Origin of the sequence: Pseudomonas sp. PSB11 (assembly GCF_014596605.1) — a bacterium.
GTDB classification, from domain to species: Bacteria; Pseudomonadota; Gammaproteobacteria; order Pseudomonadales; family Pseudomonadaceae; genus Aquipseudomonas; species Aquipseudomonas umsongensis.
The window spans coordinates 75,843-95,643 of sequence record NZ_NOIO01000027.1; the positions used below are offsets into that span (position 1 = coordinate 75,843).

General features: G+C 59.6%; 10 protein-coding genes and 1 pseudogene. 2 read left to right on the top strand and 9 right to left on the bottom strand.

All coding sequences use genetic code 11. The features are described from left to right. Positions 1-111, bottom strand: a pseudogene (locus CGA21_RS24630) (LysR family transcriptional regulator); the annotation flags it as partial. Positions 112-290: 179 nt separating this feature from the next. Between CGA21_RS24630 and CGA21_RS24635 the strand changes: the two are divergent. Continuing rightward, a complete protein-coding gene (locus CGA21_RS24635; protein WP_188265228.1) occupies positions 291-1,334 on the top strand; it encodes an RHS repeat-associated core domain-containing protein in 1,044 nt (347 codons plus the stop codon). A 343-nt stretch (positions 1,335-1,677) separates the two neighbouring features. Here CGA21_RS24635 and CGA21_RS24640 read toward each other — a convergent pair whose 3' ends face one another. The 8 genes from CGA21_RS24640 to CGA21_RS24675 all read right to left on the bottom strand — a co-directional run bounded on the left by CGA21_RS24640 (position 1,678) and on the right by CGA21_RS24675 (position 11,620). Then, a complete protein-coding gene (locus CGA21_RS24640; RefSeq protein ID WP_110751762.1) occupies positions 1,678-2,604 on the bottom strand; it encodes a LysR family transcriptional regulator in 927 nt (308 codons plus the stop codon). A 74-nt stretch (positions 2,605-2,678) separates the two neighbouring features. Continuing rightward, the gene (locus CGA21_RS24645) at positions 2,679-3,545 is read right to left on the bottom strand and encodes an ABC transporter permease (RefSeq protein ID WP_188265229.1); all 867 of its coding nucleotides are present in this window, start codon (positions 3,543-3,545) and stop codon (positions 2,679-2,681) included. 22 nt (positions 3,546-3,567) lie between these two features. Next, entirely contained in the window at positions 3,568-4,428 is an 861-nt protein-coding gene (locus CGA21_RS24650) for an ABC transporter ATP-binding protein (protein ID WP_188265230.1), read from the bottom strand. Between the two features lie 5 nt (positions 4,429-4,433). Next, positions 4,434-5,459: an ABC transporter substrate-binding protein gene (locus CGA21_RS24655; protein WP_188265231.1), complete on the bottom strand. Its 1,026-nt coding sequence runs from the start codon at positions 5,457-5,459 to the stop codon at positions 4,434-4,436. Positions 5,460-5,477: 18 nt separating this feature from the next. Then, positions 5,478-6,365, bottom strand: coding sequence for a TauD/TfdA dioxygenase family protein (locus CGA21_RS24660; protein WP_110751757.1), 888 nt, complete (start codon positions 6,363-6,365; stop codon positions 5,478-5,480). 347 nt (positions 6,366-6,712) lie between these two features. After that, a complete protein-coding gene (locus tag CGA21_RS24665) occupies positions 6,713-8,080 on the bottom strand; it encodes an HlyD family type I secretion periplasmic adaptor subunit (protein ID WP_188265232.1) in 1,368 nt (455 codons plus the stop codon). Continuing rightward, on the bottom strand, positions 8,070-10,226 hold the full coding sequence (locus CGA21_RS24670; RefSeq protein WP_020795876.1) for a type I secretion system permease/ATPase: 2,157 nt from the start codon (positions 10,224-10,226) through the stop codon (positions 8,070-8,072). Before CGA21_RS24670 ends, CGA21_RS24665 begins: the two co-directional genes overlap by 11 nt. A 41-nt stretch (positions 10,227-10,267) precedes the next feature. Beyond that, positions 10,268-11,620: a TolC family outer membrane protein gene (locus CGA21_RS24675; RefSeq protein ID WP_188265233.1), complete on the bottom strand. Its 1,353-nt coding sequence runs from the start codon at positions 11,618-11,620 to the stop codon at positions 10,268-10,270. Between the two features lie 355 nt (positions 11,621-11,975). On the opposite strand from CGA21_RS24675, the gene CGA21_RS24680 reads away from it, so the two are divergent. Then, a partial coding sequence (locus CGA21_RS24680) for a retention module-containing protein (protein ID WP_188265234.1) occupies positions 11,976-19,801 on the top strand: 7,826 nt, incomplete at its 3' end.

The following is a 19,801-nucleotide window of genomic DNA, read 5'->3' on the forward strand; positions in this document are numbered from 1 at the left end:
TCAACTCACCACCGGTTGCGCTGCCAGCCACGTCTCGTCACAGCAAGCTTTCAGCGTTTCACGCAGCCAGCGGTGAGCGGGGTCATTGTCGAAGCGCGGGTGCCAGGCCTCGTAGTTACATCACAAGCACTCGTGACTGATAAGGATTGATTCAGGCGCAATGCTGGCAATATCCCCTTTTGTATCTGGTCCAAACGAGCGGCGCGAATCACTATCAGTTCTGATAGTTCTCGATAGAGGACTTGAGGTGTAAAACTAAATCCCTCGACCATAAATCGGCGGCCATCGCCATGCCTCAACTCAAAATTGCTGATCAAAATACTTGCACGTGGCAACGCACGACATTGTTGGCAGCCGACAATAGCCTTTCAATCATTGGTGCCATTGTTGATGGTAAGCATAATCCCATCGCCTACTCGGCTTATGGCGAGCAATCCGCGCCGCAGGAAGACAAGGCCCGGCTGGGTTTCAACGGCCAAATACGCGAAGCGAGGATCGGCTGGTATTTGCTAGGTAATGGATACCGTGCTTACAACCCTCGGCTGATGCGGTTCCACAGTACGGACAGTTGGAGCCCATTTGGCGGGGGCGGCTTGAATGCTTATATGTATTGCGTAGGGGACCCGGTTAATAGATCGGATCCGACGGGGCATATTGGAGGTCTGAAAAGCCTGTTTACCTCCATCAAAGAAGGTGGATTTGGTCTTGGGAAAAGTCGACCAGTGCCTTTGGAAAACTTGGACCTCTCAGGAGCACTTAATATGCTAAAGTCAGCCCGTATTCAAAGCCTCAACAACGTCAAGCCTTCTCCCTCTCCATCTTTTTTGAGCGAGTTGGGAACACACTTATACTCGCTTCCACCTTGGCGTCTTCGCGCTAATACAGCAAGCCTCCCTGAGCAATCAGGGCATAGCGTCGGAGGGAAATGGCCAGTAGCTATGGCCGCCCCACAACCGAGTGCGCGCGGTATCGATAATCCCAACCTTAGATCCCCCAGAAATACACCAGACTCAATTGAAGCCTCTTTATTCTCTAATGGAGACAAATGGACGAGTAATGGTGGAGTACATGGGAGAAGTATTGAGTTTGCTCGAATTAAGGGTGGTGGAGGCACCGGTTCGTCGGGGCGCGATCTCAGGTCTCACACCTCTCCCGGTGATTCCACCCCAGTCTTCACGCAATATAGAATAGCGGGTAATAACCCTACCGGTGGCGGATGGGTGGAAGATACGTCTTCCACCGGACATAGAAATATCCAAATTCGCTCTCATCATCAGCGGTATCCCACTGTAAATAATCCAAATGCCTCGGATATACGCCGCCACCCGCGTTAAAGTCAGGAGCTAAAGTTAATGCAATGTCCTCTCGCGAACATTCGATGATTGGGCTTATGCCATGAAAATCTATGTTACCAGCATGAAACCCTAGCGCAGCACCAGACTCTCCACTAACAACTCAAACAAAATTACCAGCGCAGAAGGGCCTGACGAAAACTGACTTATCTACAGGTTATAAGTGCGCTATACGCAACGATGGAAGTCCTTGTGAGAGCGCGCCTTTGTGGCGAGGGGATTTATCCCCGTTGGACAGCGCAGCAGTCCCATTTTCAGGGGCCGCTGCGCGACCCAACGGGGATAAATCCCCTCACCACAAAGGTCGCTCCCACAGGGGCATCGCTCATCCCAAGACAGGCTGAGCGGCGAGCCACGTTTCGTCACAGCAGGCTTTCAGCGTTTCACGCAGCCAGCGGTGAGCGGGGTCATTGTCGAAGCGCGGGTGCCAAGCCTGGTTAAGCACGATAGTCGGCAATGGAATGGGCAAGGTGAACGAGCGCAACTTCAACCCCAGTCGGCGCACGCTCAACAGCGTCTCCCTGGGCACCGGCAGAATCAGGTCGGAGTCGGGCAAGGCAAACATCGCCGCGTGGAAACTTGGCGCAATCACCGCCACTCGCCGCTCCAGCCCCAAGGCGTTGAGCGCTGCATCGATCGGCCCGCGAGCGATCCCGCGACGGGACATGCTGATATGGGAATAGCCAGCAAAACGTTCTGCGGTGATTTCTTGATCGAGCAAGGGGTGATCCTCGCGCACCAAGCCGACAAATTGGGTGGAGAACAAATTCTGCACCTTCACTTCCGGCATCAACGGCCGGTTGTTGCTCACGCTCAGATCGATGCGACCCTCGCGCAGGGCCTCATCATCGCCATCGCCTTCCGGCGCAAAACGCAATTCACAATGCGGAGCCTGACGCTCCATGGTGTCGAACAGCTTGCCGCCATAGATGCCGATGAAAAAATCGTTGGCCCGAATACTGAAGCGCCGGCGCAGACTGCCCAGATCCACAACCCTGGCCGAGTGGAACAGGTGCGCGGCCTGCTCCACCACGTCCCGCACCTGCTCGCGCAACTCCAGCGCCTTCGGCGTCGGCACCAGGCCACGGCCGGCTCGCACCAGGATCGGATCACCGATGGCTTCGCGGATACGCGTCAAGGTGCGGCTCATGGCCGCCGGGCTGAGGTTCATTCGCCGCGCGGCGCCCACCACACTTCCCTCGTCGAGCAGGGCGTCGAGGGCGACCAGGAGGTTCATGTCTGGTAGTTGCATGGTGAGCACTCGTGCCTTATCAGGGTTGATTCAGGCGCAATGCTAGCAAATCATTGACAGGCAGACTCAACGGATCAGCGCTGCATCCCCCACCGCTTCACCGTCACCCTTTCCAACGAATCAAACACCAGATTCTCCACCAGCAACCCAATTAGAATCACCACCGCCAACCCGGCAAACACCTTGTCCGTGTACAGCTCATTACGATTCTGGAAGATGTACCAGCCCAAACCGCCCTTGCCGCTGGTCGCGCCAAACACCAGTTCGGCCGCGATCAACGTGCGCCAGGCAAAGGCCCAGCCGATTTTCAAGCCGGCGAGGATCGATGGCAGTGCTGCCGGGATCAGGATGAACAGCACCAGGCGCAGGCCCTTGAGGCCGTAATTGCGACCGGCCATGCGCAGGGTTTCCGAGACGCCGAGAAAGCCTGCGTAGGTATTGAGCGCCAGGGCCCAGAGCACCGAATGCACCAGTACGAAGATCAGGCTGTTCTGCCCCAGGCCGAACCACAGCAACGCCAGCGGCAGCAGGGCAATCGCTGGCAACGGGTTGAACATCGAGGTCAGGGTGCTGAGCAGGTCGCGACCCAATTGCGTCGACACCGCCAAAGTCGTCAGGGCGAACGCAAGGACGATCCCGATCAGGTAGCCCTTGAGCAGCACCACCAGGGAAATCCACACTTTGCCCAGCAATTCGCCGCTGAGCAGGCCGTCGTACAGCGCATGTGTGGTCTGCACAAAACTCGGCAGCAGCAGATCGTTATTTTGATAACGGGCAACGGCTTCCCAGAGTACGGCGAGCAAAACCAGGATCAGGCTTTTGCGCAGCCAACCCTGTTGCCACAGGCGTTGGCCAAACGGCAGCTCGCGCTCCAGCGGTACGCTGGTCAGTGGCTGCAAAACCGTTTCGAATTCTTCACGCGGGGATGATAAATGGCTCATCGGGCCCTCCTCTCAAACTGGCTCAATAAGCAATGCGGATGTCGGCGAAATCCAGCTCGCGCTCGGTTCCCGGCGACTGGCCTTCATCGAACAACAACCGATGGATGCGCCGCGCCGACTCCTGGAATGCCACGCCGCCCAGGCTGTGCAAGTCGTATTGATGGCTGTGGACTTCGGCACGCACGCGCCCCGGATGCGGCGACAGCAGCAGGATGCGATTGCCCACCACCAACGCTTCTTCGATGGAGTGCGTGACGAACAGCAGTGTGAAGCGCACCTCCTCCCAGAGCAGCAGCAATTCTTCCTGCATTTTGCGTCGGGTCAGGGCGTCGAGCGCGGCGAAGGGTTCGTCCATCAAGAGGATTTTCGGCTGCATCGCCAAGGCCCGGGCGATGGCGACCCGCGCCTTCATGCCGCCTGACAGGGTGTGGGGATAGGCATCGGCAAACGCCGCCAGACCGACCTTGTCCAGGTAGTGCAACGCCCGCTCTTCGGCTTCCTTGCGCTTGAGAGTTTTCGAAGCCAGCAGCGGGAACATCACGTTCTGCTTGACGGTTTTCCACGGTGGCAGTTGATCGAACTCCTGGAACACCACGATCCGGTCAGGCCCTGGCGCATGGACGCGCTGGCCTTGCAGACGGATCTCGCCTTCGACTGGCTGGATGAATCCCGCGGCAGCCTTGAGCAATGTCGACTTGCCGCACCCGGACGGCCCAAGAAGCACAAAGCGATCCGCAGGGTCGACCTCGAAGCTGACCTGGTGCGTGGCACGCACCACCCGCTGGGGCGTGCGGTATTCCAGGCTGACGTTATCGACCGACAGCAACGCTTGGGCGCAGACGTTCGGTTTGCTGACCGTGTGGCCTTGCAAAGGGGCGTTCATGTCGGTCAGCTCCCTTGCAGCGGTTTGGCGTCCTGGAAGAAGTAGTCCTTCCACGAATCCGGTTTGTTTTTGATCGCGCCCACGCGGTAGAGGAACTCGGCCAGGGGGTAGGTATTTTTTGGCGTGACGCTGAATTCGAACTGCGGGTTGTCGATGATTTTCAGCAGCTCGGCGCGGTCGATCTTGGCCTTGGTGACGCGAATGTAGGTATCCGCTGCCGCGCCTTTATCGTTCTGGGCAAAGGTCGCCGCTTCAGTCAGCGCGTCGACGAAGGCTTTGTAGGTTTTCGGGTTTTCATTGCGGAATTTTTCGGTGGCGAACAACACAGTCGGCGAGTTCGGGCCCAGCAAATCATAGGTGTTGAGCACCACATGCACGTTTGGATTGGCCAGCGCCTGATCCTGGAATGGCGGGTTGGAGAAGTGCCCGCTCAGCTCGGTACCGCCAGCGATCAACGCTGCCGTGGCATCCGGGTGCGGCACGGCGATGGTGTACTTGTCGAGGCGGTTGAATTCCTTGTCGCCCCACTGCTTGGCGGCGGCATATTGCAGGAAGCGCGACTGCACCGACACGCCCACCGCCGGAACCGCGATACGGTCCTTCTCGGTGAAGTCGGCAATGGTCTTGACCTTGGGATTGTTGCTGACCAGGTAGTACGGGAAGTTGCCCAGGGAGGCCACGGCCTTGACGTTCTGCTTGCCGTGGGTGCGGTCCCAGATGGTCAGCAGCGGGCCGACGCCGGCACCCGCGATATCGATGGAGCCGGAGAGCAGCGCATCGTTGACCGCGGCACCACCGGAGAGCTGCGTCCAGTCGACCTTGATGTCGATGCCTTGCTGCTTGCCGTACTTCTCGATCAGGTTCTGATCGCGCACCACGTTGAGCAGCAGGTAAACGATGCCGAACTGTTCGGCGATGCGTATTTCACCTTCGGCCTGGGCCACGGTCGGTGCGACCAGGCTGCCGGCGATCAGACTGAACCCCAAGCCGATTGCCGCGGCCAGCGGTGCAAAGGGTAGACGTTTGGACATGGTCAAATCTCCGACAAATCAGAAAGGCGCGTCGCCCTGGATGGTGGTGCGATACAGCTTGCGGCGCAGATGGCTGGGGCATCCGGCGGCGAGGTGGATCAGCGATCGGTTGTCCCAGAACACCAGGTCATGGGGCTGCCACTGGTGGCGGTAGATGTTTTGCGGCAACACGCTGTGGGCGTAGAGCTCGTCGAGCAATTGCTTGCTCTCGTCTTCCGGCAAGCCAACGATACGGGTGGTAAAACCCTCGCTGACGAACAGCGCCTTGCGGCCATTTTCCGGGTGGGTACGCACCACCGGGTGAATCACTTCGGCAACCTGGGCCAGTTGTTCCGGGGTCAGGGTCGGGCGCCAGTTGCCTTCGAATTTTGTCTCGCTGTAGCGCGCCGTATAGGAGTGCGCCGCCGAGCGACCTTCAACGGCTTTGCGTAATGCCTCGGGCAGGCTGCCCCAGGCTTTGTGCATGTCGGCAAATAGCGTGTCGCCGCCTTCGGACGGCAGTTCCTGGGCATGCAGCATTGAGCCCAGGCTTGGCAGTTCTTTATAGGAAAGGTCGGAGTGCCAGAACTTGCCGGCGTCACCCAGGCCGATGGATTGGCCGTTTTCGATGATGTTGGAAACGATGAGGATTTCCGGGTGCCCGGCCAGCAGGAATTGCTTGAGCACATGGATCTGCAGCACACCGAAACGGCGGCTGAAATCGATTTGCTGCTCAGGGGTAATGCGTTGGTCGCGGAACACCACCACGTGATGATCCAGGTGCGCGCGGTGAATGCGCGCGAAGTCCTGGTCATTGACCGGGCGGGACAAATCGAGGCCGATGATTTCGGCGCCCACCGCACCGCTGAACGGGCGGATGTCGAAAGATTGTGGCGCGATGCTTGGCGATGGTGAAGCTGCAGACATAAATCACTCCCACGCACGGCACGCTCAAAGGCGCGCGCGTCGATCAGAAACTCACGGAGGTCCCGTGTTGGTTCGGTCGTGCGGCGCGCCGATTGGTCGGCAGGTACGCAGGAGAGTGACTTTATAGATATAAGAATAGAAATTTAAATACCGTTAACGAATAACGATATGGCTTTTGAAATGCCGCACCCTTGTAGGTGTAGAAGCCTGCTTGCCGGCGAAGGCGGTCTTGAATCTTGTAATAGCCTTACGGGTCCCTTCGCTGGCAAGCCAGCTCCTACAAGGGACCGCGGGATCCGGTGGGAGCTGGCTTGCCAGCGAAGAGGCCAATCAGCCGTACCAACGAATCACCGCTCGTGCAATGCCTCGGCGCGAGCCCGGATGATCGGTTTGAGCAGGTAACTCAGAACGGTCTTCTTGCCTGTGATGATATCCACCGACGCCACCATGCCCGGAATGATCAACAGGGGCTTTTCATCCGTCCCCAGGTGGCTGCGCTCCGTGCGCAGCTTGATGACGTAGTAGGTGGTCTTCTTGTCTTCGTCGGTGATCGTGTCCGCACCGATCTGCTCGAGCCTGGCCTTGAGCCCACCGTAGATGGTGTAGTCATAGGCGGTGAATTTCACTGTCGCCTCCTGCCCAGGGTGCAGGAAGGCGATATCCTGTGGGCGGATCTTGGCTTCCACCAGCAGGGTATCGTCCAGCGGAACGATTTCCACCAGGTCGCTGCCTGGCTGAATCACACCCCCGATGGTGTTCACCAGAAGCTTGTTGACGATGCCGCGCATCGGCGATGTGACCATTGTCCGGCTGACGCGATCCTCCAGCGCCTTGCCGGTGGCCTGGGCCTTGTTCAGGTCGGTTCGCGCCTCATTGAGCTGGGTCAGTGCCTCGCTGCGGAATTTTCCACGGGTCTCTTCGATCTTGCGCGCCACTTCCTTGATCGCCGACTCCGCACGCGGGATCGCCAGGGTGGTGGCATCCAGTTGCCCGCGGGTTTCAACCTCGGCGCGCTTGAGTCGCAGTACTTCCACGGGCGAAACGGCACCCTGGGCCACCAGCGGCTCGGACATGTTGATTTCCTGGCGCTGCAACCCCAGCGCAGTGCGGTACTGGGACTGTTTGGAGGTAAATTCGCGCAGTTCTTGCTGACGCTGGATCAACTGCTCCTGCAAACCGCCGATTTCATCTTGCAGTTGCTGGCGACGGCTGATGTACAGGGATTCTTCGCTCGCGGCCTGACCGGGAACCGCTTTCAAGACGTCAGCCGGAAAATTCAGCGGACGGTCATCGACTTCAGCACTCAAGCGTTCCACCCGAAGCAACATCGATAGCCGGTCGGCCTCGGTTTCGCCGACGTTGGAGGCGAACCGCGTATCGTCCAGGCGGATCAGTGGCGCGCCGGCCTCGACGATCTGCCCCTCACTGACGAACAACTCGGCGACGATACCGCCCTCAAGGTTCTGGATCTTTTGAATCTTGGAGGAAGGAATCGCCTTGCCGTCGCCCTTGGTCACTTCGTCAATGACCGCAAAGTTGGCCCAGAGCATCAGGAAGACGAAGAAGGCGATAATTGCCCAGATTGTCAGCCGCACCACGCGCGGGGCGTCTTCGATAAGCGCCTTGTTGACCTCGGGCAGAGGCTGGTCCCTAAGCGAGTCGGAACCTTTGAAGTAACGTCGGATGGAGCCTTTGAGGCCGGACTTAAGCAACACTGATCTGCCCCTTCTTCAACGCTTCCATCACGACGGCTTTCGGACCATCGGCGAGTATCTGCCCACGGTCGATGACGATCAGGCGATCGACCAGCGACAGCAGCGAAGCACGGTGCGTCACCAGCACCACGGTCTTGTTTTCAACCACCGCGGCGAGCCGTTGCTTGAGGCGTTCCTCGCCGGTGTTGTCCATGGCGCTGGTTGGCTCATCGAGCAGCAGGACCGGCGGGTTGAGCAGCAATGCACGGGCCAGGGCGACGTTCTGGCGCTGACCGCCGGACAGGTTCTGCCCTCGCTCACCGACTTGCAGTTCGTAGCCCTGCGGGTGCAGGCGGGCGAACTCATGAACGCCTGCCAGTTCAGCGGCTTGCAGCACCATTTCGTCTTCTACATAGCGTGCACCCGAGACCAGGTTGTCGCGCAGCGTACCGGCGAGTAGCTGGATATCCTGAGGCACGTAGCCAATGTTGTGGCGCAGTTCGCTGACGTCGATCTGACGGATGTCCACACCGTCAACCAACAGCGCACCTTCATCGGGCTGATAAAGGCCCACGACCAGCTTGGCCAGGGAGCTCTTGCCCGAGCCGCTGCGACCGATGATGCCGATCTTCTCGCCCGGCTTGATCGTGAGATTGATGTTTTTCAGCGCCGGGTTTTGCTGGTCCGGGTAGGTGAAATTCAGCTGGCGGCATTCGATGGCACCTTGTAGCACCTTGCGGCTCAAGGGGCGTTCTTCGAAATTACGCTCCTGGGGCAATTCCATCATCTGGTCGACCGAGGTCATGGTGACACGCGCCTGCTGGTAGCGTGTCAGCAGGCCGGACAACGAGGCCAGCGGGCTGAGCGCGCGACCGCTGAGCATGTAGCAGGCAATCAGGCCGCCCATGCTCAGGTTGCCTGCGATGATCTGGTACACACCAAAGACGATCATGATCACGCCGGCCAGTTGCTGGATCAGCAAGGTGATATTCATCGCCAGGCCAGACAGCATTTTCACCCGCAACTCAAGGCGACTGAGGGTGCCGATGGTTTGCTCCCACTGATACTGGCGCTCGCTCTCAGCGTTGTTGACCTTCACCGCATCAAGCCCTGCAAGGGTCTCGATCAGGCTCGACTGTCGCTCGGCGCCCAGCGCCATGGTGCGCTCCATGGTGGCCACCAGGGGTTTCTGCAAGGCATAGCCGATCAGCAAGGCGATCGGGAACGCCAACACCGGAATCCACACCAGGTGTCCGCCCAGAATGGCGATGACCAGGAAGATCAGCAGCGTGAAAGGCAGGTCGATCAGGCTGGTCAGGGTCAGCGACGCAAGAAAATCGCGCAGGCTCTGGAACTCATGGATGTTCTGGGCAAAGCTGCCGACGCGCGCCGGACGGTACTTCATGGCCATGCCGACGATGCGCTCGAACAACGTCGCCGAGATGATCAGGTCGGTTTTCTTGCCCGCCAGGTCCAGGCAGAGGCTGCGCAGGCTCTTGAGGATCAGGTCGAATATGTAAGCCCCGGTGATACCGATGGCCAGTACCCACAGGGTCGATTCGGCCTGGTTCGGCACCACGCGATCGTAGACGTTCATCACGAACAATGGCGCGGCCATGGCGATGATGTTGATCAGGAAGCTGGCGGCGATGGCATCGGCGTAAAGCCAGCGCGAACGCATGAGGGTGTCGCGAAACCATGAGCGCGCCCGGGGAATCAGGGTGCCGTGATTGACGTCGAATTTATGCTGGGGTTGAGCAAAGAACACCTTGCCGCTGTAGTCGTCGTTCAGCAGCTCGCGACTGACCAGGCTCTCGCCGCCGTCACTTTCACTGAGCAACAGCCGGGCCTGGTCGTCGCCTTGCCAGCCAAGCAGCACGGCACTGCGACCGTCCTTGAGCAGTAACAGTGCCGGCATCGCGATCGCCGGGATCTGGTCCAGCTTGCGCACCAGCACCCGCCCTTGCAAACCGGCGCGCGCCGCTGCGCGTGGCAACAATTCGACGCTCAGGCGTTGCTTGGGTAACGGCAGGCCCGTGGTCAACATCGCCGCGCTGGCGGGCTTTTGATGCAACGTACAAAGGCTCAGCAAGCCGTCCAGCAAAGGATCGTCATGCAACGCGCGTGGGTCATGAATGAGATGAACTCGACTGGCTTCTGATTCCACGCTCGGCACTCTTGGCTAACGGATGAACAATAAGATCCTGCTCAGTTCATACCGGGCAGCTGGACCTTTGGCTTTACATCGTTCTGCACGACTGATGCCAACGGTGCGACCACTCCCTGGCTCTTGAGCAACTCGCCCATGGTCGCCTTGATTCGATACTGAGTAAATAACTGAATGTTCTTGATCTCCGCCAAACGGCGCGAAGCGTTGAACAACTCGTTTTCACTGTCGAGCAAGTCCAGCAGGCTTCGCTCACCGAGGCTGAACTGGCGCTGATAGGCCGTGCGCACGCTGGTGCTATGGTCCACGTATTGCTGGGCAATGGGCACCTGGGCATTGGCGTTGTTCTGCGCGTTCCACGCCAGGCCCAGCTCTTCGTTCAATTGACGCAACGCGTTGTTGCGGATATCCAGCGCCTGGTTGGACAGGTAGGACTTCGATTCCATGTCGGCCTTGTTGCTGCCGCCGGCATACAGGTTGAAACGCATGCGCAGCATGGCCTGCCATTCGTTGCTGTGGCCGTTCTGGCCATCGATGTCATTGTCGGCGGAACGACCGAGCTCGGCATCGAAACGAGGGTAGAAGCTCGACTTGGCGGCTTCATACTGTTTTTCCGCTGCCGCGATATCGGACTCGGCGGAGCGCAGGATCGGGCTGTTTTCCAGCATCTGTGCACGGGCTTCGTTCAGGCTGGCCGGCAATAGCGCCAGGAACGGGGCCGGACGTTCAAGCTGATCTGGCATCTGCCCGACAGCACTGAGGAAGTTGGTCTCGGCATCGGCCAGATTGGTTTGTTCGGTAATCAGGTTGTTGCGCGCCTGAGCCATGCGCGCCTCGGCCTGGTCCAGGTCCGCACCGCTGCCGACACCGCGCTGGGTGCGCAACTGGATCTGGTCGTAAATCCGTTGATGGCTCTTGAGGTTCTCTTCAGCCAGGCGCACGAATTCGCGGCGCGTCAGCACATCCAGGTACACCTGTGCCACGGTGAGAGCGGTTCGCTCCGAAGTGCCCAACAGGGAGTAGGCGCGAGCATTCACGGTGGCTTGTTGACGCCCCACTTCGCTGGACGTTGCATAACCGTCAAACACCATTTGCGAGAGGCGCAAGTTCGACTCGCTGCGGTTCAAGGTTTCCCAGTGGCTATTGCTGCCAGCACCTCGAGTGGTGACGCTGTCAGTGCCTTCACGACCATAACCGCCCAGCAGGTCGACCCGTGGCAGGTATCCCCCCTGGGCCGCTTTTAACTGATAATCCGCAGCCAATCGACTGTTAACACCTGCCTGGATCTCCGGATGGACTTCCAGCGCCTGTTGCATGGCCTGCGGAAGCGTCTGAGCCTGAACAAAACTGGCGACAACGGCGAAGGGTAAAGCCTTGAACAGGTGCAAACGCATAGTTGGAATTTCCCGGGGAATGCTTGTCTTGAATCACTGCAGAACGCGGCGCTGCATCGGATGATGGCAACCGGAATGGCCGTATGTCGGAAAGTTAAAATTCAGATCTGGGTCACATCCTGTGAGGCAGTCACCGCGTGAATATCAATGTGACATTACTGGGACGATTGTTTAGGATGCCCACAGGAAGGTCAATAGTTTGGCATAAAGTTAATAGCGAAAGATTATAGTCAATAAATTGACCTTCTATAGCGTCAATATTTCACTCAAGTAGTTTAAAAGCACGGCCAGACTGATCAGGCGATTGCCTCTCAGGTCATGGAAGTCAACTGAACGTGTCACCGGAGAGTCTTCAATGAGCAGCGTTGTGGCCATCGTCAAAAGCATTGTTGGTCAAGTTTTCGTGGTGTCCCCAGAGGGCATCCGTCGTGTGCTCGTTGAAGGCGACCGCCTGTTTGTCGGCGACCAGGTAGACACGGGCGCGGCCGGGGCCGTTACGCTCGAGTTGGCGGATGGCCGGACTTTGGATCTGGGCCGCGATACTCAGTGGAGCGGCAGCGCTCCGGACTCCAGCACCGACCTGGCAGCAGCCACAGCACAGGCCGCGCCCTCCGTTGAAGAACTGCAGCAAGCCATCGCTGCTGGCGCCGACCCGACCAAGGTTCTTGAACCGACCGCGGCCGGGCCAGCGGCGGCAGGCACTGGCGGCGCAGCTGGCGGTGGCCATAGTTTCGTGATGCTGGACGCCACCGCTGGCCGTGTAGACCCAACCATTGGTTTCCCGACCGAAGGCCTCGATTCCGCGGCGCAGGTCACCCTGGAGACCCCGGGCGGCCAGTCGACCAACAACAATGCGAATGCCAATGACCCGCTCCAGTCGACACTGAGCCTGAGCGCCACTCCGACAATCACCGAGGCCGGCGGCATGCTGGTCTACACCGCGACTCTGAGCCAGGCGCCCCTGACCGACCTGACCATTACGCTGTCCAATGGTGCAGTGATCATCGTCGCCGCCGGTCAAACCACCGGCACCGTGATCGTTCCGCTCGCGCCGAACGACACCGTTTATAAGGATGCGACCCAGATCTCGGTCACTGTCACCGGCATCACCGGCGGCGCAATAGTGGTCATTCCTCCAACGGTTCCAGCCGTAACTCAGGTCACCGACACCGTCGACACCACCGGCCTGACGCTCACCGCGACCGGCGCCGTGGCTGAAGGCGGTTCGATCACCTACACCGCGACCTTGACCAACCCGGCCGGCACACCGGTGACCGTGACCTTGAGCAACGGCTCGGTCATTACCATCGAAGCGGGCAAGACTACGGGTACCGTGGTCGTTGAAACCCCGGCCAATGACGTGTACGTGAATGGCAGTACGGTCAGCACCACGATTACTGGCGCTACCGGCGGCAATTTTGAAAATCTGGTGCCCAGCACCACGCCTGCCGTGACCAGTATCACCGATTCGCCAGACACCACCGGCCTGACGCTCACCGCGACCGGCGCCGTGGTCGAAGGGGGGTCGATCACCTACACCGCCACCTTGACCAACCCGGCCGGCACACCGGTGACCGTGACCTTGAGCAATGGCTCGGTCATTACCATCGAGGCGGGCAAGACTACGGGTACCGTGGTCGTTGAGACACCGGCCAATGACGTGTACGTGAATGGCAGCACGGTCAGCACCACGATTACTGGTGCTACCGGCGGTCATTTTGAGAACCTGGTGCCCAGCACCACGCCTGCCGTGACCACCATCACCGATTCGCCAGACACCACTGGGGTTTCGCTCACCGCGACCGGTGCCGTGGTCGAAGGTGGGTCGATCACCTACACCGCGACCTTGACCAACCCGGCCGGAACGCCGGTGACCGTGACCTTGAGCAATGGCTCGGTCATTACCATCGAAGCGGGCAAGACTACGGGTACCGTGGTCGTTGAGACACCGGCCAATGATGTGTACGTGAATGGCAGTACGGTCAGCACCACGATTACTGGCGCTACCGGCGGTAACTTTGAAAACCTGGTGCCCAGCACCACGCCTGCCGTGACCACCATCACCGATTCGCCAGACACCACTGGGGTTTCGCTCACCGCGACCGGTGCCGTGGTCGAAGGTGGGTCGATCACCTACACCGCGACCTTGACCAACCCGGCCGGAACGCCGGTGACCGTGACCTTGAGCAATGGCTCGGTCATTACCATCGAAGCGGGCAATACTACGGGTACCGTGGTCGTTGAGACACCGGCCAATGATGTGTACGTGAATGGCAGTACGGTCAGCACCACGATTACTGGCGCTACCGGCGGTAACTTTGAAAACCTGGTGCCCAGCACCACGCCTGCCGTGACCACCATCACCGATTCGCCAGACACCACTGGGGTTTCGCTCACCGCGACCGGTGCCGTGGTCGAAGGTGGGTCGATCACCTACACCGCGACCTTGACCAACCCGGCCGGAACGCCGGTGACCGTGACCTTGAGCAATGGCTCGGTCATTACCATCGAGGCGGGCAAGACTACGGGTACCGTGGTCGTTGAGACACCGGCCAATGATGTGTACGTGAATGGCAGTACGGTCAGCACCACGATTACTGGCGCTACCGGCGGCAATTTTGAAAATCTGGTGCCAAATCCCGAGCCCGCCGTCACCCAGATCAGCGACAGCGTTGACAAGGTCACCGTAACTATCGAAAGCGCTGGCAATGTGCTGGAAAATGCCGCGCCGACCTTCATTATCAAAGTCGATCAGAAGCTCGATCATGATCTGACGGTGACTTTGAGCAACGGCCAATCCGTAACCATTGCGGCCGGCTCGACACAAACCACCTACGCCCTGCCGGCTCAGGGTGACGATGTTTATAAAGATGGCGAGTCCATCAAGCTGGGCATCACCACCGCCGCTGTGGACGGCCAGACTTTTGAAAACCTGGTGATCGGCAACGAAGCCGAAGTTAACATCGGCGACACCACCAGCGAAGTGATCGCCACCCTGACCGTCGACAAGTCGTCGGTCGTTGAAGGCGGCTTGGTCACCTATACCGTGACCCTGAGCAATGCAGCGGGCCTGCCAATCAGCAACCACGGCGAGCTGACGTTCAAGCTTACCGACGGCACGACCATCACCGTTCCAGCGAACGGCACCACGGGCTCGGCCATCGTCGCCACGACCAATGACGTGTTCACCGGCGGCCAGCCCTCGCTGGTCAACAAGCTGGAAACCGTGACGGGTGGCGAGAAATTCGAACAGCTGACCCTGGATCAGAACACGCTGACCACGACCGTCACCGACCAGCCGGCTGGAGCGGGCGACGCAGTCACTGTCACCATCGAAAGTGCTGGCGACGTGTTGGAGAATGGCGCACCGACTTTCACCATCAAGGTTGACCAACAACTTGATCACGACCTGACCGTGACCTTGAGCAACGGCCAGACTGTGGTGATCGCCGCAGGTGCGTTGCAGACCACTTACGCCCTGCCAGCCCAGGGTGATGACGTCTATAAGGACGGCAGCACCGTCAACCTCGGCATCAGCGGTGCGACTGCCGATGGCAGGGTCCTGGAAAACCTGGTCGTTGGCAATCCGGCGTCTGTGGTCATCAGCGATACCATCAGCGAAGTCGTTGCGACACTCACCGCGGATAAAACGACTGTCGCGGAAGGCGGGCAGATCACCTACACCGTAACCCTGACCAACGCCGCAGGTCTGCCGATCAACAATCACGGCGAACTGACCTTCACCCTGACCGATGGCACACAGATCAAGGTGCCGGCCAACACGACTTCCGGTTCGTTCACCATCACCGCCCCGGATGACATCCTGGTCGGCGGCCAGCCTACCATCATCAACAAGCTGGAATCGGTGAGCGGTGCGGACAACTTCGAAAAACTGACCCTCGGGCAGAACGCGCTGGAAACCACTGTCACCGACGAGCCGGCCGGTCAAGACGACCAGGTCGGCATCTCCATCGTCGGCAATGGCTCGGTGGCGGAAAACCAGGATCCGAGCTTCACCATCAAGCTGGACAAGGCCCAGGATCACGCCCTGACCGTGACCCTGAGCAACGGCCAGACCGTGACCTTCGCCATTGGCGAAACCGAAAAGGTGCACACCCTTTCGGCTCAAGGCGATGACGTCTACAAGGATGGCAGCACCGTAACGCTCGGCGTCAACGGCGCCACTTCCGGTGGCACTGCGCTGGAAAATCTGGTCATTGGCAATCCGGCTTCGGTGCTCATCACCGACACCACCAACGACGTAGTGGCCAAGCTGACCGTGGACAGCACCAGCGTCAGCGAAGGCGGGCAGATCACCTACACCGTGACTTTGAGCAATGCCGATGGCTTGCCGGTGAACAACCACGGCGGTCTGAGCTTCACCCTGACCGATGGCACAGTGATCAACATCGCCGCCAACCAAACGTCTGGCAGCACCAGCGTTCCGGTGCCGAACAACCTGTACGTTGATCAACCTGTCGTCATCGACAATCAGTTGACCGGTGTCAGCGGCAGCAACAACTACGAAAACCTGGTGCTCGGCAGCGACACCACCAGCGTCACCATCAGTGACGACGCAAACGGTGCCGGCAACAAGGTCACCGTGGCCCTCAGCGCCAACGGCGACGTCACCGAAGGCACTGCGCCGACCTTTACCGTGTCCATCAACCGCGCTTTGGCCGATGACTTCACCGTCACCCTGAGCAACGGAAAATCGGTGGTGATCACTGCAGGCCAAACCAGCGCGATCTACACCGGCGACACCAACGCCGAAGATGTCTACCAAGACCCGACGTCCCAGACCCTGCACATCACCGGGGCGGAAGTCGCAGGCAAGTCCTTCGAAAACCTGGTCATCAGCGGTGCGGATGCAACCGTTAACACCACCGACACCACCAACGACGTAGTGGCCAAACTGACCGTGGACAGCACCAGCGTCAGCGAAGGCGGCCAGATCACCTACACCGTGACGTTGAGCAATGCCGATGGCTTGCCGGTGAATAACCACGGTGGGTTGACCTTCACCTTGACTGACGGCACCACCATTAACGTCGCTGCCAACCAAACCAGCGGCAGCACCAGCGTTCCGGTCGCAGACAACCTCTACGTCGACCAGCCGGTGACCGTGGTTAACCAGCTGCAATCCGTCAGCGGCAGCAACAACTACGAAAACCTGGTGCTCGGTAGCGACAAAACCAGCGTCACCATTAGCGACGAAGCGAACGGCGCCGACAACAAGGTCACCGTGGGTATCGCCGCCAACGGCGACGTCACCGAAGGCACTGCGCCGACCTTTACCGTGTCCATCAACCGCGTCCTGGCCGATGACTTCACCGTCACCCTGAGCAATGGGAAATCGGTGGTGATCACTGCGGGTCAAACCAGCGCGATCTACAGCGGCGACACCAACGCCGAAGACGTCTACCAAGACCCGTCGTCCCTGACCTTGAACGTCACCGGCGCCTCCGTGGCCGGCAAGACCTTCGAGAACCTGGTGATCGACAACACCGCGGCCACCGTTAAAACAACTGACACCATCAACGAAGTCACCGCCAAGCTGACCGTGGACAACGCCAGCGTCAGCGAAGGTGGCCAGATCACCTACACCGTGACGTTGAGCAACGCCGACGGCCTGCCGGTGAATAACCACGGCGGCCTGACCTTCACCTTGACTGACGGCACCACCATTAACGTCGCTGCCAACCAAACCAGCGGCAGCACCAGCGTACCGGTGCCGGACAACCTGTACGTTGATCAGCCTGTCGTCATCGACAATCAGTTGACCGGTGTCAGCGGCAGCAACAACTACGAAAACCTGGTGCTCGGTAGCGATACCACCAGCGTCACCATCAGCGACGAAGCGAACGGCGCCGGCAACAAGGTCACCGTGGGTATCGCCGCCAACGGCGACGTGGTGGAAGGCAACGCGCCGAGCTTCACCGTCAGCATCAACCGCGTCCTGGCCGATGACTTCACCGTCACCCTGAGCAACGGGAAGTCGGTGGTGATCAGCGCAGGCCAAACCAGCGCGATCTACAGCGGCGATACCAACGCCGAAGACGTCTACCAAGACCCGACATCCGAAACCCTGCACATCACCGGGGCGGAAGTCGCGGGCAAGTCCTTCGAAAACCTGGTCATCAGCGGTGCGGATGCAACCGTTAATACCACCGACACCACCAACGACGTGGTGGCCAAGCTGACCGTGGACAGCACCAGCGTCAGCGAAGGTGGCCAGATCACCTACACCGTGACGTTGAGCAACGCCGACGGCCTGCCGGTGAATAACCACGGCGGCCTGAGCTTCACCCTGACCGACGGCACGGTGATCAACATCGCCGCCAACCAAACGTCTGGCAGTATCAGTGTTCCGGTTGCAGACAACCTCTACGTCGACCAGCCGGTGACCGTGGTTAACCAGCTGCAATCCGTCAGCGGCAGCAACAACTACGAAAGCCTGGTACTCGGCAGCGACAAAACCAGCGTCACCATCAGCGACGAAGCGAACGGCGCCGACAACAAGGTCACCGTGGGTATCGCCGCCAACGGCGACGTGGTGGAAGGCAACGCGCCGAGCTTCACCGTCAGCATCAACCGCGTCCTGGCCGATGACTTCACCGTCACCCTGAGCAACGGGAAGTCGGTGGTGATCAGCGCAGGCCAAACCAGCGCGATCTACAGCGGCGATACCAACGCCGAAGACGTCTACCAAGACCCGACATCCGAAACCCTGCACATCACCGGGGCGGAAGTCGCGGGCAAGTCCTTCGAAAACCTGGTCATCAGCGGTGCGGATGCAACCGTTAATACCACCGACACCACCAACGACGTGGTGGCCAAGCTGACCGTGGACAGCACCAGCGTCAGCGAAGGTGGCCAGATCACCTACACCGTGACGTTGAGCAATGCCGATGGCCTGCCGGTGAACAACCACGGCGGCCTGAGCTTCACCCTGACCGATGGCACGGTGATCAACATCGCCGCCAACCAAACGTCTGGCAGCACCAGCGTACCGGTGCCGGACAACCTCTATGTTGATCAGCCTGTTGTCATCGACAATCAGTTGACCGGTGTCAGCGGCAGCAACAACTACGAAAACCTGGTGCTCGGCAGCGACAAAACCAGCGTCACCATCAGTGACGAAGCGAACGGCGCTGGCAACAAGGTCACCGTGGCCCTCAGCGCCAACGGCGACGTGGTGGAAGGCAATGCGCCGAGCTTCACCGTCAGCATCAACCGCGTCCTGGCCGATGACTTCACCGTCACCCTGAGCAACGGCAAATCGGTGGTGATCAGCGCAGGCCAAACCAGCGCGATCTACAGCGGCGACACCAACGCCGAAGACGTCTACCAAGACCCGACGTCCCAGACCCTGCACATCACCGGCGCCTCCGTGGCCGGCAAGACCTTCGAGAACCTGGTGATCGACAACTCCGCGGCCACGGTGAACACCACCGACACTACGAATGACGTGGTGGCCAAGCTGACCGTGGACAGCACCAGCGTCAGCGAAGGTGGCCAGATCACCTACACCGTGACGTTGAGCAATGCCGATGGCTTGCCGGTGAACAACCACGGTGGGTTGACCTTCACCTTGACTGACGGCACCACCATTAACGTCGCCGCCAACCAAACGTCTGGTAGCACCAGCGTACCGGTGCCGAACAACCTGTATGTTGATCAGCCTGTCGTCATCGACAATCAGTTGACCGGTGTCAGCGGCAGCAACAACTACGAGAACCTGGTGCTCGGCAGCGACAAAACCAGCGTGACCATCAGCGACGACGCAAAAGGCGATGCCAACAAGGTCACCGTCGGCATCGTCGCCAACGGCGACGTCACCGAAGGCACTGCACCGACCTACACCGTGTCCATCAACCGCGTCCTCGCCGACAACCTGGTGGTGACCCTGAGCAACGGCAAGACCGTCACCATCACTGCGGGCCAGAAGACTGCGATCTACACCGGTGATGTCAATGCCGAAGACGTCTACCAAGATCCATCGTCCCAGACCTTGAACGTCACCGGCGCCTCCGTGGCCGGCAAGACCTTCGAGAACCTGGTGATCGACAACTCCGCGGCCACGGTGAACACCACCGACACTACGAATGACGTGGTGGCCAAGCTGACCGTGGACAGCACCAGCGTCAGCGAAGGTGGCCAGATCACCTACACCGTGAC